The organism is Acinetobacter sp. GQ146 (assembly GCF_059758585.1).
The window spans coordinates 527,146-540,883 of sequence record NZ_JCAXDV010000001.1; the positions used below are offsets into that span (position 1 = coordinate 527,146).

General features: G+C 40.6%; 15 protein-coding genes. 7 read left to right on the plus strand and 8 right to left on the minus strand.

Going from position 1 to position 13,738, the window contains the following annotated elements; genetic code table 11:
- Nucleotides 1–32: 32 nt before the first annotated feature.
- The 3 genes from AC6CHI_RS02540 to AC6CHI_RS02550 all read right to left on the minus strand — a co-directional run bounded on the left by AC6CHI_RS02540 (nucleotide 33) and on the right by AC6CHI_RS02550 (nucleotide 2,315).
- Nucleotides 33–1,247, minus strand: a complete 1,215-nt coding sequence (locus AC6CHI_RS02540) for an alpha/beta hydrolase family protein (protein WP_498119296.1) — start codon at nucleotides 1,245–1,247, stop codon at nucleotides 33–35.
- Between the two features lie 212 nt (nucleotides 1,248–1,459).
- Nucleotides 1,460–1,945: a GNAT family N-acetyltransferase gene (locus tag AC6CHI_RS02545; RefSeq protein WP_498119297.1), complete on the minus strand. Its 486-nt coding sequence runs from the start codon at nucleotides 1,943–1,945 to the stop codon at nucleotides 1,460–1,462.
- A gap of 148 nt (nucleotides 1,946–2,093) precedes the next feature.
- Nucleotides 2,094–2,315, minus strand: coding sequence for an excalibur calcium-binding domain-containing protein (locus AC6CHI_RS02550; protein ID WP_498119298.1), 222 nt, complete (start codon nucleotides 2,313–2,315; stop codon nucleotides 2,094–2,096).
- Nucleotides 2,316–2,417: 102 nt separating this feature from the next.
- Between AC6CHI_RS02550 and AC6CHI_RS02555 the strand changes: the two genes are divergently transcribed.
- Nucleotides 2,418–2,762, plus strand: coding sequence for a hypothetical protein (locus AC6CHI_RS02555; protein ID WP_498119299.1), 345 nt, complete (start codon nucleotides 2,418–2,420; stop codon nucleotides 2,760–2,762).
- 79 nt (nucleotides 2,763–2,841) lie between these two features.
- Nucleotides 2,842–3,294 carry a DUF4236 domain-containing protein gene (locus AC6CHI_RS02560; RefSeq protein WP_498119300.1) on the plus strand — a complete coding sequence of 151 codons (453 nt, stop codon included), beginning with the start codon at nucleotides 2,842–2,844 and terminating at the stop codon, nucleotides 3,292–3,294.
- 298 nt (nucleotides 3,295–3,592) lie between these two features.
- On the opposite strand, the gene AC6CHI_RS02565 is transcribed toward AC6CHI_RS02560, so the two are convergent.
- Entirely contained in the window at nucleotides 3,593–4,810 is a 1,218-nt protein-coding gene (locus tag AC6CHI_RS02565; RefSeq protein WP_498119301.1) for a tyrosine-type recombinase/integrase, read from the minus strand.
- Nucleotides 4,811–4,965: 155 nt separating this feature from the next.
- Here AC6CHI_RS02565 and surE point away from each other — a divergent pair, with 155 nt between their 5' ends.
- The 3 genes from surE to AC6CHI_RS02580 all read left to right on the plus strand — a co-directional run bounded on the left by surE (nucleotide 4,966) and on the right by AC6CHI_RS02580 (nucleotide 7,684).
- Complete coding sequence (gene surE / locus AC6CHI_RS02570) at nucleotides 4,966–5,733, plus strand: 5'/3'-nucleotidase SurE (RefSeq protein WP_498119302.1); 768 nt, start codon at nucleotides 4,966–4,968, stop codon at nucleotides 5,731–5,733.
- A gap of 116 nt (nucleotides 5,734–5,849) precedes the next feature.
- A complete protein-coding gene (locus AC6CHI_RS02575) occupies nucleotides 5,850–6,659 on the plus strand; it encodes a peptidoglycan DD-metalloendopeptidase family protein (RefSeq protein ID WP_498119303.1) in 810 nt (269 codons plus the stop codon).
- Between the two features lie 95 nt (nucleotides 6,660–6,754).
- Entirely contained in the window at nucleotides 6,755–7,684 is a 930-nt protein-coding gene (locus AC6CHI_RS02580; protein ID WP_498119304.1) for a LysR family transcriptional regulator, read from the plus strand.
- 75 nt (nucleotides 7,685–7,759) lie between these two features.
- Here AC6CHI_RS02580 and AC6CHI_RS02585 read toward each other — a convergent pair whose 3' ends face one another.
- Nucleotides 7,760–8,971 (minus strand): aspartate aminotransferase family protein, encoded by a 1,212-nt coding sequence (locus AC6CHI_RS02585; protein WP_458890669.1) that lies wholly within the window; start codon nucleotides 8,969–8,971, stop codon nucleotides 7,760–7,762.
- Nucleotides 8,972–9,210: 239 nt separating this feature from the next.
- Between AC6CHI_RS02585 and grxD the strand changes: the two genes are divergently transcribed.
- Nucleotides 9,211–9,552, plus strand: a complete 342-nt coding sequence (gene grxD, locus AC6CHI_RS02590) for a Grx4 family monothiol glutaredoxin (protein ID WP_016166729.1) — start codon at nucleotides 9,211–9,213, stop codon at nucleotides 9,550–9,552.
- A gap of 73 nt (nucleotides 9,553–9,625) precedes the next feature.
- Here grxD and AC6CHI_RS02595 read toward each other — a convergent pair whose 3' ends face one another.
- Together AC6CHI_RS02595 and AC6CHI_RS02600 are read right to left on the minus strand one after the other, a co-directional pair.
- Nucleotides 9,626–10,273: an HAD family hydrolase gene (locus AC6CHI_RS02595; protein ID WP_498119305.1), complete on the minus strand. Its 648-nt coding sequence runs from the start codon at nucleotides 10,271–10,273 to the stop codon at nucleotides 9,626–9,628.
- A complete protein-coding gene (locus AC6CHI_RS02600) occupies nucleotides 10,240–11,454 on the minus strand; it encodes a DUF1615 domain-containing protein (protein ID WP_498119306.1) in 1,215 nt (404 codons plus the stop codon). The genes AC6CHI_RS02595 and AC6CHI_RS02600 overlap by 34 nt, the downstream gene beginning before the upstream one ends.
- A gap of 82 nt (nucleotides 11,455–11,536) precedes the next feature.
- Between AC6CHI_RS02600 and dusB the strand changes: the two genes are divergently transcribed.
- Nucleotides 11,537–12,559: a tRNA dihydrouridine synthase DusB gene (gene dusB / locus AC6CHI_RS02605; protein ID WP_498119307.1), complete on the plus strand. Its 1,023-nt coding sequence runs from the start codon at nucleotides 11,537–11,539 to the stop codon at nucleotides 12,557–12,559.
- A gap of 70 nt (nucleotides 12,560–12,629) precedes the next feature.
- Here dusB and AC6CHI_RS02610 read toward each other — a convergent pair whose 3' ends face one another.
- Complete coding sequence (locus AC6CHI_RS02610; protein ID WP_498119308.1) at nucleotides 12,630–13,676, minus strand: NAD(P)H-dependent flavin oxidoreductase; 1,047 nt, start codon at nucleotides 13,674–13,676, stop codon at nucleotides 12,630–12,632.
- Nucleotides 13,677–13,738 lie beyond the last annotated feature (62 nt).

Here is a 13,738-nt window from a genome sequence, read left to right on the forward strand (position 1 = left end):
TTTCTTACATTTAAACTTCTGAGTCAGTAGTATTATTTTGCACTACAAGTATTTATAAATTTCCCTTCATCAACTGAATCGATAAAGTTTCCAATCAGAAATTCACTCTGTCTCAGAGAATCACGGTGATCACCATTTTTAATGGGATGAAATGCTATGGGCTTTTGCTTCGTGCATATTTGTTGGTAATAGGCATAAGTGCCACGATAATCTACAAGTTGATCTTTTTCACCTTGTACAATTAATACAGGCACAGTAGGTGTCATATTCTCAATAGACTGTTTTCTTAAATAATTTGTCAAAGGCACCAAATTTACATTAGATTTAAATATTGTATTAGGTGCAACCTTTAGGTCCGATTGTAATTCGGACAAACAACGACTGCGTGCATGATTAAGGATTTGTCTCATTTCAGGGCTAACCAGATTTTCTGGAGCTAGGTTAGGATCTGCTGCTTCTGCACCAAGAAGAACAATTGGAAAAAAAGCAGCAACATCTGTTGTAATTTGTGAATTACTTGCAACATATTCTGCAATTCCCTCGTATTGGTAGCCACCTGGCGCGAGTGCAATCGCTCCCTGAAGATTAAACTCAGGTGCGTCTTTTTGACCATCTGCTGCTACTTTTAAAGATGCAGCACCTCCTTGGCTATGACCCATGACATACCAATTTTTACTAAATTTATAAGGTTTTATATGGTGGGTTGCTCTGACAGCATCAACAACAGTATGCAACTGACTTTCAGCATTCATATATGGATGTCCACCTGGGGTGCCTAAACCTTGATAATCAGGTGCGATAACAGCATATCCACGAGCAAGCCAGGCGTTTAGTGCTTTAGCAGTAATCTGCTGATAGACATGGACTGGTCCACCTACATAATCTCCAGATGGAGCGCAAGTATCTGCTATACCAGTTGTACCATGAGCCCAAGCGAGAATAGGCCAACCTTCTTTAGGCGCCTTACCTTTAGGTAGCAAAAGATATCCTGAAGCTACAATTTGTTCAGACTGAACTCCACGGCTATGGTAAGTGATCAAGAATCGCTGTGAAGCATTTGTAAATAGATCTGTACCTTCTTCTTGTATCGATAATATTGCGCCAGGATTATTGCTCGTAATATCAGATACTTGATATTTATTGTTATTTAGAAGGATGGGGGAAGCGATCGTATATGTCGAACCTAAACATAAGCAGCTTATTGTAAATTGTAAAATAGGATATTTAATTTTCATCACTCGTGACATCTCTTTTTTATAATTTAATTTTTAATGTATCAGCTTTATCCTGTTTTCTAAACAGAATATTAAAAAGTCTGTGCGAAATTAAGTTTTTAGTGATTGGTGAATATTCATATCTTTTATCTTGTAATGCTTTCATAGTGATTAAAAAATAGCACAAGATAACTTTTAAAATTGGCAGAGTCCTATAATTAGTGAATTACGTTAGATAAAGATAATCATGTTAAATCAGCTGCTGATTTATGTAGACGGTATCTTATAAAACGTTCATTACTTAGAGTAACTTCACCATCCAATTTAAATCCTAATGAATAGATGGCCTTAAGTTTTTTCCTTGTGGGCGGTAGTAAAATAGTTATTGATTCAAGCCCCATTTCGTTAAAAGCTCTTTTTATAATTTCATTAAAAACTTGCTTACCAACTCCCCAGTATTGAGGATGTAGTACTAATGCTAAATCAGCATCTCCATCTTCATATTGTAATCCTCCCCAACCTGCAAATTTTCCACCAATAGTAAATGCCCAAGGACCATAACCATACTCGGTCCATTGTTTTTCTTTTTCATTTACCCATGCAATACATTTCTCCTCATCAAAAATAGTGCCATTAGCTAAAGGCATTTGTTTGAGGACTCGATCATTCGTATTCAATTCAATAATATCGACAATGCTCATGTTACTTAAGCGGTCAAATTGGATATCCAATATATTCTCCTAAAATTTAGATAGTTGTAGATTTAAGAAACTAAAATTAAAAGAGTATGACAAAGATCATTGGTAGAAAGAGTATTATGAAAGTGGTGTTTAAACAAACAGATACGCTTTTTTATAAAATAGAGCAGCGTGAGGTGCTTTATCTTTTCTTCTTCGGGCACTTCTTACCATTTCCACCCGGCAGGCAATCACATGCCTGACCATCGCCGTCTCGGTCTAGTTTTTTCCAACCAGTTTGTCCTGATTTTTTGCGTTGTTCATACCAATTCTGTGCTTGTTTCTGAGTGCTAAAGTCAGCGCATTTTTTTGCATAAACTTGGAAAGTAGTTAGCCCCAAAACTAAAAGAAGTAAAAATTTCATAATTTCTGTTTGATTTGATAACGGCTTTTATAAAAATTTAATTGTAGTATATTTAATGTATTGTTTATTAGAAATTTATCATAAAAAATTTAGGGTGATGATGTGAAAAAAATACTAATCTTGAGCTTAACTTTAATGGGGATTGGTCACGTAGCATATGCTGAAACACTTATACCGCGTAGTGTGGCAGGAGATAAAGGTAAATATTATCTAATTGATTCTAAACGTAGTGACAATGTTGTTACTGCAATTCATAAGCGTATAGGTGTTTACGATACTTATTACACTAAGACAGAAACTAACTGCTCTACTATGAAAATGCGTGAAATAGGTGGTAGTGATGTCTCTGTGAAAGCAATCAAGGTCAACCCGACAAAATGGTTCGATTTAGTTCCTGGTTCAAGCAAGAGCGATCTAGCAAATTTTGTATGTAAGAAACACAAATAGGTTACTTCTTTTCTTAAAAAATTATTGGTTGTCTACCTTCAATTGGTAATTAAGTCTATTAATCTGGAAAGGAGGAATAATGGGTTTTAATTTTCGAAAAAGTATAAAGATAGTACCAGGTGTACGCTTAAATATTACGAAAAAGGGTGTTTCTAGTGTTTCGCTAGGCGGTAAGGGCATGCGTGTAAACCTTGGCAAAAAGGGAACAAGAACAACTGTGGGAATGCCTGGTACTGGGCTTTCGTATAGCAGCTTTAGCCCTAAGCAGGTAAAGAAGGAAACTGTTAGATGTGAACCTGTCCGTTCAAGCATGCAAATGAATATGCCTCCAGTAAAAGGGCAAATTCCTCCACCACTACCGTTTATACCAAGATTAGAGCGAAGGGTTTCGATTCTTTTAGCTATTGGAATCTTTCTGATGCCGTATTTTTTTGCATGGTTTACTTTACGTGAAGGCTACTCTAAGTCAGCAAGATTTATAAGTTTTGGATGGCTTTTATTTTTAGTTTTTATGAGCATGCAAAAAAATTAATTTTAGATGATATGTGTCTTACGTGTTAGCAACTATAGAAGATTCGGATGAATTTACTTCTAGTAAGTGATTTTAATTTTCTATCCGCTTGGCATAAGCTTAAGTTTGCTGCGGAATATGCTCATAGTAATTGTGCGTGCCTTGTTCGCCTATCATAACATGGCCAATCATCAGCTTCACTTTTAGCTCATAACTGCATAGTTTTTGTTTAAACCCAGCGACCAGCCAGCCTCTTTATAGAATGGCTCACCATATTTGATTGTGTGTTCAATGTAGAAGTAGAGCTAGTCTTTCATTCTTATTTTTTCCAACTATCCACAATATCAGCCCAATCTTGAAGCATCTTTCTTCGATCCTCAAGCCAGCGTGCATGGTTGTATGTAGCCCTTGTCTTATTTTCTTCAACATGAGCCAATTGCTTATTTATCCAGTCAGGCTTGTATCCTTTTTCATTTAAAAGGGTAGAAGCGGTTGCTCGAAAATCGTGTGTGGTTACTTCAGGCAAACCAATGAAAACCAATGCTCTATTAAGTGTTGTTCTCGCTAGCATTTCATTATTTTTAAATGGCGCAGCAAAAACATAGGTATCGTTTTGAGATATTTCATATTGCTCTTTAAGTAATGCACACAGCTGATCAGACATAGGGACCAAATGAATATGGTTCTTTTTATTACTTCGTTCCTGCATTCTACGTCTTGAGGCCTTTGGGAACTCAATAACTTTTTCAGTAAAGTCAACGAATAACCATTGCATGCGTCTAATCTCAGATGCTCGTAACATGGAATACATCATAGCAAGGCAAGCGTTTCTTACCGTTGCTGTGCCTCCATATAGCTCTAATCTTGTTCTAAGCTTGATGCGTTCATCTTTCTCTAATGGGCGTGCATGCTCAATCTCTGGTGATTCTATGGCACTTCTTACAGCATATGTAGGGTCATTATCAGCTCTAAGAGTAACGATGGCATATTTCATCACCAAGCTGATAAATCTACGGTTCTGATTCGCTGCGGCTTCACCTGTTCCGTAATGGCTTAGTTTTTTAACTCGAGCCATTGTGTCTTTCATGATAGTCAGAACATCGGAAGAATTGACATCCTTTACTGGCTTGTGACCGATAACCTTATAGATGTCCTTTCGCATTGATCGCTTGAACTGCTCTATATATTCCTCGCTTTTATATTTCATTTGCTCTAAAGCATATTCTTCAGCCACAGCTTTAAATGTATTTGTCGTGGCTGTAATGGCTTCAATTTTCTTTTTCTTCTTTTCCTCAACTGGATTGACATCATCCTTTAGGAGCGCCTTGGATTCATCTTTCTTTTTGCGAGCTTCAGCAAGTGAAACAATGGGGTATTCACCGAAACTTATAGTCCCTTCTTTGCTGTTCAAAGTGTATTTGAATCGCCATATTTTCTTGCCAGAAGGTCTGACTTCAATGTATAACCTTTCAGCATCAAGCACTCTGTACATTTTATCTTTTGGTTTTAAAGATTTTATTTTGGTATCTGAGAGCATTAAGTTACCCGTTCAATTAAATAAGTCACCCGCCACAGTACCCGTTTTTTTGACAGATTAGTGCGAACCAATACCGACTAAAATAGATTAAAGAGTCAGATAAATAAAGGGGTGTGTAAGATTTTTCAGACTAATATAGATTTAAGTAGATTACAGTGAATATTCTGATTGCAAATGATGATGGTGTTTTTGCACCAGGGATTCAAGCTTTGGCGCATGCGTTAAAACCTTTAGGTCGTGTGGTTATTGTGGCACCTGAGAGTGAGCGCAGTGGGTTTTCCAGTGCCTTGACTTTGGATCGTCCCTTAAGACCAATTGCGATTGCACCTGATGTCTGGGCCGTAAATGGCACGCCAGCGGATTGTGTCTATTTGTCGATGAATGGCTTGTTTGATTTTGAATTTGATCTGGTTGTGAGCGGCATTAACAGCGGTGCAAACTTAGGGGACGACGTTCTGTATTCAGGTACGGTGGGGGCAGCATTTGAAGGGCGACTTATGAAACAACCGGCTATAGCCGTCTCGTTGGCTGGAAGCAATGTGCGCAGTTATGAGCAACCCGAAGATTATGCGGTAGCGGCACAATGGGTGCATGATTTTATTCAGGCTGGGTTACCTGAATTACCGCCACGGCATATTCTTAATATTAATATTCCTGATGTTACAGAATTGCAGGGACAGAAAATTACCTATCAAGGCCGTCGTCATCAATCCAAACCAATTACCAGTCATGTGGATCCGCGCGGGCGTCAAGTCTATTGGATAGGATTATCGGGGGAAGCCGTTGCAGAGCCTAAACAAGGCTTGATGGGTATAGAATCCGACTTTTTCGCAGTGGCCAACGGATTTGTCAGTATTACTCCCATCCAGATGGATGCGACCAATTATGAAATTTTGCACAGTTTGTATGAACAGTACCGCTAAAAGCCTTGTAAATGTTGTAACTTTGTGAAAAAGTCCGTGAATGCGGATTTTTTCAAAATATTTTTGCTACTCTTACGCGCATGAAAATCAATAAAGATATATAGAGAGGAAGATAAATGCCTGCGATGTCGCAAAATCGGATCTTTGCTACGCCAACAGCATTGTTGAAAACCCTAGTCATCTCAACAGCTATTGTCAGCACTGTAATTTTAAGTGGATGTGCATCTAAACCTCAGATTAATAATCCGACCCGCTACGCTGCGGCACCTGACTATTATACTGTCCGTTCAGGGGATACCTTGAGCGGAATTGCGGCTCGTTATGGATTAAGTTACATCAGTATTGCAGACATGAACGATATTGCTCCGCCATATCGAATTTATGTAGGACAATCGATTAAGTTAAAAGGCTCGGGTAACCGCCGTACCGCAACCACTCAAGCAGTTACACAAACGGCACCTATTCAGCGTCAGTCCATTACCTTGCCAACCAACCCGCCTGTTGCACCGCCTGTATCGAGCAGTGCTGCTACAACGGTTGCACCAACGCAAGCAACATCATTACGTTGGGTTAAACCTTCTAATGGCGCAGTGATTGAAAACTTTAACTTAAGCAATAATGTCAAAGGTCTTCGTTATGGCGGTAATGTAGGTGATCCAATCTATGCTGCTGCAAATGGTCAAGTGGTTTATGCTGCGGATGGCTTAAAAGAATATGGTAATTTGATTTTAATCAAGCATATTGATGGTTACATTACCGCCTATGCACACAATAGCAAGATGATTGTGAAAAGCGGTGATAATGTAACAGCCGGTCAAAAAATTGCAGAAATGGGCTCATCGGGTACAACCCGCACCATGCTTGAGTTTCAAGTACGCCTAAATGGCAAACCAATCAATCCGACTAATGTTTTACCAATAAATTGAATTAAGAACATTACAACTTTTAGATTTCACCGTATAATCCAATGAGTTGCTTTTATCGAAAGGTAGGAGCATCTCATAAGTTTAGAGGGAAATTTATGTTAGATCAACTTCGAGCAATGGGAGTGTTTGCTTGTGTTGTGGAAAAAAGTTCATTTAGCGGAGCCGCACGAGAGTTAGGAATTACTACTAGTGCTGTAAGCCAGCAGATTCGTTCTTTAGAACAAGAGATGGAAGTGATCCTTCTGCATCGTTCGACACGGAAATTGAGTTTGACTGAAGCTGGACAAGCTTTTTTTCATAGCTGCCAAGAGATGCTAGCTGCTGCAGAACGCGGGAAAATTCGTATTAACGAATTGCGCGATGACCTAGTCGGGGAGTTGCGTATTGCAACCACTCCGGAACTTGGTGCCAATCACGTTATTCCTGCATTATCACATTGGATGTCGGCCCATCGAGGTTTAGCTGTTCATTTGGAAGCGGATAATCATTATATTGATTTGATTCAAGGTCGAATTGATATTGCGTTACGCATGAGTCCGAAAATTGAAGACCAGAGTTTACATGCGGTTCCACTGGCCCGCGTTGAACAAGTGCTAGTTGCTTCACCAAGTTATTTAAATCAGACAGCACCAATTTCACGTCCTGATGATTTAAAGAATCATGATCTGATTCCCGTTAACTTAATGAAAAACTATGAAAGTTTTGCTTTTCAGCATGGTATTTCTGGAGAAACCGTTAGCATTGAAATGAGCTCGCGTTTAACCACCAATAATGTGTTGGTTGCCAAATCTTTGTGTCTACAAGGACATGGAATTTCTCGAATTTTATATCTTGATGTTCAAAAAGATTTAGTCAATGGGGCATTGGTAGAGGTATTACCTGAATGGAAACTACCTAGTTTCTACCTCTATGCAATTACGTCTAAGCGTGAACAACAGCCAATGAAAATTCACCGCTGTTTAGATGCATTGAAACAATATTTTAGCCAATTACCAGGTGGCAGAATATATCAAGAAGCTTCATAAAAAGCTGAAATAAAAAAGCCGCTATACGCGGCTTTTTTTGTGAGGCAAAATTATAAATCTCACCTTACTGTGTGCTTATGCAAGATAAGCGCGGATCATGGTGACTAAACGTTGAATCAACTGATCGGCCTGTTCTTGGGTGATATTCAGCGGTGGTAATAAACGCACAACTGAACCCGCAGTCACATTAATAATCAGTTGATGCTCATCACGTGCAATATGCACCAACTCTGCACAAGGTTTTGGTAAATCAATACCAATCATTAAACCAAAGCCACGAACTGCTACCTTTTGCTCAGAGAGTTGTTGAGCGAGTTGCTGCACAATATAACTGCCCATCTTCGCAGCATTTTCTACCAGATTTTCTTTCTGGATGACATCAATCACGGTATAGACCACACGCGAACCTAACGCTGTACCGCTATAAGTTGAACCATGGTTCCCCGCAGTCAGTACACCGACAGCACGACCTTGAGTCATGACAGCACCAATCGGGAAGCCATTCCCTAAGCCTTTTGCTGTCGTTAAGACATCAGGCACAATATTGGTGTGTTGATAGGCAAAGAATTGGCCTGTACGTCCATTCCCCGTTTGGACTTCATCGAGCATCATCAACCAGTTATGCTGGTTACAGATACGACGGATATCTTCTAAATAGCTAAAGCCTTGTGGTGCTGTATTGACGCCACCTTCACCTTGAATTGGTTCAACTAAAATTGCCACGATATCGGGATGTTGGATTGCAGCTTCTTCAATTGCCTCAACATCACCAAATGGGACACGAATAAAGCCTTCAACCAAAGGTTCAAAGCCTTCTTGGACTTTTTTATTGCCTGTCGCTGAAAGGGTCGCGAGGGTACGACCATGGAAAGAATGGTCAGCCACAATAATTTTAGGTGTGCTAATACCTTGCAAATGTGCAAATTTACGCGCAATTTTAATCGCACCCTCATTCGACTCTGCACCGCTGTTAGAGAAGAATACTTCTTCCATACCTGCAACTTGTGCGAGTTTTTGTGCAGCAGCCGTTTGCCAAGGCACTTCAAACAAATTACTGGTGTGAATTAGCGTGCCGGCCTGTTCCGCAATGGCTTGGGTAATTTCAGGGTGAGAGTGTCCCAAACCACACACAGCAATCCCGGTTAAGGCATCTAAATATTCGGTGCCATCTGCAGTGTACAAATACGTTCCTCGGCCTCGGACAAAGCTGATCGGCTGACGGCCAAATACAGGCATCAAATGTGATGGTTGATCAGTTTGTATAGGGGCTTGAGTAAAGGTATTCATAACTAACTCGTATTTGAAAAGAAAAAATTGACTTCACTAGCATCGACTTACCGAATGTAGGGAGATGATAGTGGATTGATTTGACAATTCAGGAGAGAATTGAAAAACAAACCCTATATAAGCAAAATCTCATCTAGAATTAAAGTCTGAATGTAAATAAAACTGGAATTATTGCTTTAACCATACTGTTTTGTTGTGTTTTGGGTATAATGCAAAGCAGATTAGTTGAGGATTCATCAATGACTGAACAAACACGCGATACAGAAGCGTTAATTCGTGACCAAATTGCTAAACACGCAGTTCTTCTTTATATGAAAGGCACTCCACAATTTCCACAATGTGGTTTTTCTGCACGTGCGGTAGAAGCACTCAGTCAAATTGGTCGTCCGTTTGCTTACGTTAATATTCTAGAAAATCCAGATATTCGTGCAACATTACCTCGTATTGCAAACTGGCCAACATTCCCACAATTGTGGATCAATGGCGAGTTGATTGGCGGTAGTGATATTATGCTCGACATGTTCCAAAAAGGTGAGTTAAAGCCTTTAGTTGAACAGTACAGCCCAGCACCAGAAGCATAATTGTTTTCTGCTGTATAAAAAAGCCAACATTGAGTTGGCTTTTTTTATTGGGCAATACAAGTGGCTTCAGCGATTAAGCCATTTTTAACTGTGACTCAAGCGGGGGTAAGCTTTGGTCCCGTCCCACCATATAGGTGTATTGTGCAAGGCTAAACATTTCCAAATCTTCTTCACTATTGCCATAAGCATAAATACTGGAATATTCAGCAATATTGTAGTGTGCACTTATGCGGATTTTTTTTTGCAGACGGCTACAATCCGCGCTTTGATAGCATCCCGTTAAGCGTCCATCCCGAACTTCGGTTTCAGTGCAAATTAAATTGATGTCTAATAATTGACACAAGGGTTTTAAATATAAATCGACTGAGGCTGAAACCAAGACCACATCATGGCCTAAGCTTTTATGTTGACGTAGTTGAGTTATAAACTTTGCATCAAGCTCGTGCATGAGTAGCTGCGCATACGCTTCAGCCATCTGCTGAATTTCAACATAGTCCGCATCCTTAAACATGGCGTTAAACAACTTCGGCCGCATGGCATGCGCGGGGTAAATATTGAAGTAGTAGGCTTGAATCCAAGGGAGCAGTTTCAAGCCTTGTTTCACGATATGTCTTTTAGACAGTGCATAAAAGATGAAGCCAGTAAAGCTGTCTTTTTTGCAGAGCGTACCGTCAAAGTCGAAGAGTGCTAAATTTTTATACGTTTCGCCCGTTGCATACATGTTTCATAACGTCCGTTCACGCGGCTTGCAAACCAGTTGGTATTATAGTCTCGGCTTAATTTAGGTCCTGAAATAACCACTTGTGGCATAGTGGCATAAAAGGCTTTTTTGCCTGTTTTTTCTTCATAGAGTTTGGTCACGGCACGATAGGTTGCCGTGTCTTCAAAATCTTTCTCTTTTTCTTTCTTCAAATCGCTACGAATTTGACGTGGGGTAACCAGAATATTGTTTTTCGCAAAAACATTAATTAATTCACGCTCTGATTCACTTTTGCTCGAACGAATTGACCCATCTTTATTATACAGCAGTAAATCACCATCTAAGCTCAGTTCAGCTTCAGTTAAATCATTCAACATGCTTTGAAATGCGGCATTACGGCTCGAATACATACCAGAGTTATAATCTGCAAAACGATAAATGGCTTTATCATAATTGGTTGGATACATCATTAAACGATGGATACCATAATACAGTCCGCCGTATTGGCTGTATAAGTCTGTACGCAACTCGGCAATGCTCCCACCTTGACGCTTATGTGCCTTGGCATAGCCGATATGCACTTGCATAGAACCTAAGGTGGTAATCGGGTTCATTTTTTCCCCAACATCTTGTCCTACCAGTTTGGCAGCACCTGTTAATGCACTGACATGATAGTGTTGAGACATATAGTCGAAGATTTCACGATAAAGCTCATCCAGTTGACGTTCGGTTTGAACGCGACGCATTTGACTTAAATAGTTGTCTTCTGGGCTGGGTTGAGTTTTCAGCACTTCCTCAAAATAGCCTGAAACTGTGCCGCCAAGCGTTTCACCAAGTTTATCTGTGAATTTTTCAGTGAGGCGATCTTGAACTTCCTTGACTGCTTTTTCACCTAAGCCTGGCACTTTCGGATCAGCGACAAAATTCGATTCCTGATCGACGACAGCCACAATACTGCAAACATTTTCTTTGGTTTGTGGAATACCGAGTTGTTCGGTAATGTCGAAAATATCCTTCGCCCAAGAACTACGATCATTTACGCGAGTAGGTATTACGCGCTTGATTTGATCAGCATCTAATGTTGGCTCATCATCTTTCCACCAAGAATGATCACCACAAGCAATTAGACTGAGTGAGAGTGCTAAGATGCTTAACGGTTTGAGAGATTGGGTAAGGGATGTCGAAAAAGCAGTTTTTCTCATAGTCTCGGGGGCAATAGGTAAGGGATGAGCAAATAGTGCAGATGCAGTATACTATGTCAGTGATTAAAAGTTATGAATATATATGTATATTGGTCCCTATCAACTGTCAAATAATTTAATTGTCGCTCCTATGGCTGGAGTGACCGATCGGCCGTTCCGTACCCTCTGTAAATACTTTGGTGCTGGGCATGCGGTCAGTGAAATGATGACAGCAGACAAAACCTTACGCATGAGTAAGAAAAGTTTGTACCGGGCAAATTTTGATGGGGAATTGGCACCTATCTCAGCACAAATCGCGGGCTCAGATCCCAAAGAGTTGGCAGAGGCGGCACGTTATCAAGTTGCCAATGGTGCGCAGATTGTTGATATCAACATGGGGTGTCCTGCTAAAAAGGTCTGTAATAAATTGGCAGGGTCGGCACTATTACAAGATGAAGATTTAGTCGCACGAATTTTAGATGAAGTGGTGGCCGCAGTAGATGTACCTGTTACACTCAAAACGCGCTTAGGTTTTCTCAATGGGCATGAGAACATTTTACGTGTGGCGCAGAGAGCTGAACAGGCGGGTATCGCGGCTTTGGCACTGCATGGCCGTACTCGTGAGGACATGTATTTAAATACAGCACGGTACGGCTTAATTAAAGAAGTTAAGCAGCTCCTGAAGATTCCTGTGATTGCGAATGGAGATATTGATAGTTCAGAAAAAGCCAAATATGTATTGGACTATACGGGTGCGGATGCGATTATGATTGGTCGTGCTGCACAGGGCCGTCCTTGGATTTTTAGGGAAATTGCACATTATTTACAAACGGGACAACATTTGGCTGCGCCACAAATTGCTGAAGTCAAAGAAGTGCTTTTGGAACATTTAACTGAGCTCTATCAATTTTATGGAGAGTATTCAGGCTGTCGAATTGCTCGTAAACATATTGCTTGGTACACCAAAGGCTTACGTGCAAGTAATGAGTTCCGTCAGAACATGTACAAAGTGGAAAGTACACGAGAACAGGCCCAAGTGGTTGAAAATTATTTCAACTTACTGCTAGGTGAGGGGCACACGATGCATGATGTACAAGATGAACCAGTCAATTTACTCGATGTTTAAAGCCTGATGTCTTCCGCATTAAACGACACAAGCCCGGCAATTGCTGGGCTTATTGTTACTGGGCTGAGTATTATTGAGCCTGACTCATTTCTAGGACCAGTTGATTAATCAGATCCGCAGCTTCCAGTTCACGAATCTGCGCTACATTGGTTCCTGCCCAGAAAGCGCCGTAACCATGATCACCTTGTTGACAGGCTGCTGCATATAATTGTTTGGCTAAGTCATAAGTGTAAGGATAAGCTGGGACTGCGGGGCGATTCGGTTGATCAATTTCTTTATGCCATGTATTGACCAAGCCACGCGCAGGGCGACCTGAAATGCTGTCGGTAATTTGTGTAATTGGTGCATCAAACAGGGCTTTACGATAGACAGCATTCGCACTAGAGCTTTTACACTGCACAAAAGCAGTCCCCAGTTGAACGGCTTTTGCCCCTAGCTGCATGAGCATATGCGCTTGCTGCCCAGTCATGATGCCACCCGCGGCAATAATTGGAATGTGGCAGTGTTGGCTTAATAAGCGCACTAAATCTGAGGTTTTAATTGCACTATCAATGCTTTGATTAAATATACCTCGATGGCCACCCGCTTCAATGCCTTGGGCAATAATCATATCAATTCCAGCCGCCTCAATTGCCAAGGCTTCAGGCAGATTGGTCGCGGATACCATCGTGAGAATGCCCGCATTTTTGAGTGCATCAATTTGATGGGCATGCGGAATGCCGAAATGAAAACTCACAGCTTTGGGGCGCGTTTCAAGCACAAGATTTAGAAAGTCGTCATTGTCTAAAAAACTTGGATAGATGCATTGTAATTGTTGCGGCACTGGGGTGTTAAAACGCGCAAATTGTGGGGCGAGATAGTTTAACCATTGCTGGGTAATGTTAGGATCCAAGGTCTGTGTTTGGTGACAGAAAAAATTCACTTGGAAAGGGCGGTCGGTTAATGCTTGGGTGGCTTGAATTTGTGTGCGAGCGGCATCAATCTGACTTGCACCTAATCCCAGTGAACCGAAACCACCTTGATTAGAGACTTCAGCTGCCAAAGCCGGTGTCGATACCCCTGCCATAGGTGCTAAAAATATAGGATGTTTAATTTCTAGTAATTCTAATAAAGACATGACAAAGCTCCTTAAGTTTATTTCACTCTGCCGAAGCTCAATTAAATAAGCAAATAATATTC

Coding starts and splice junctions, on each gene's coding strand:
- AC6CHI_RS02540 (WP_498119296.1), bottom strand. CDS start 1,247: ATGTCACGAGTGATGAAAATTAAATATCCTATTTTACAATTTACAATA.
- AC6CHI_RS02600 (WP_498119306.1), bottom strand. CDS start 11,454: ATGAGAAAAACTGCTTTTTCGACATCCCTTACCCAATCTCTCAAACCG.
- dusB (WP_498119307.1), top strand. CDS start 11,537: ATGTATATTGGTCCCTATCAACTGTCAAATAATTTAATTGTCGCTCCT.
- AC6CHI_RS02580 (WP_498119304.1), top strand. CDS start 6,755: ATGTTAGATCAACTTCGAGCAATGGGAGTGTTTGCTTGTGTTGTGGAA.
- AC6CHI_RS02565 (WP_498119301.1), bottom strand. CDS start 4,810: ATGCTCTCAGATACCAAAATAAAATCTTTAAAACCAAAAGATAAAATG.
- AC6CHI_RS02610 (WP_498119308.1), bottom strand. CDS start 13,676: ATGTCTTTATTAGAATTACTAGAAATTAAACATCCTATATTTTTAGCA.
- AC6CHI_RS02575 (WP_498119303.1), top strand. CDS start 5,850: ATGCCTGCGATGTCGCAAAATCGGATCTTTGCTACGCCAACAGCATTG.
- AC6CHI_RS02585 (WP_458890669.1), bottom strand. CDS start 8,971: ATGAATACCTTTACTCAAGCCCCTATACAAACTGATCAACCATCACAT.
- AC6CHI_RS02550 (WP_498119298.1), bottom strand. CDS start 2,315: ATGAAATTTTTACTTCTTTTAGTTTTGGGGCTAACTACTTTCCAAGTT.
- AC6CHI_RS02560 (WP_498119300.1), top strand. CDS start 2,842: ATGGGTTTTAATTTTCGAAAAAGTATAAAGATAGTACCAGGTGTACGC.
- AC6CHI_RS02595 (WP_498119305.1), bottom strand. CDS start 10,273: ATGTATGCAACGGGCGAAACGTATAAAAATTTAGCACTCTTCGACTTT.
- grxD (WP_016166729.1), top strand. CDS start 9,211: ATGACTGAACAAACACGCGATACAGAAGCGTTAATTCGTGACCAAATT.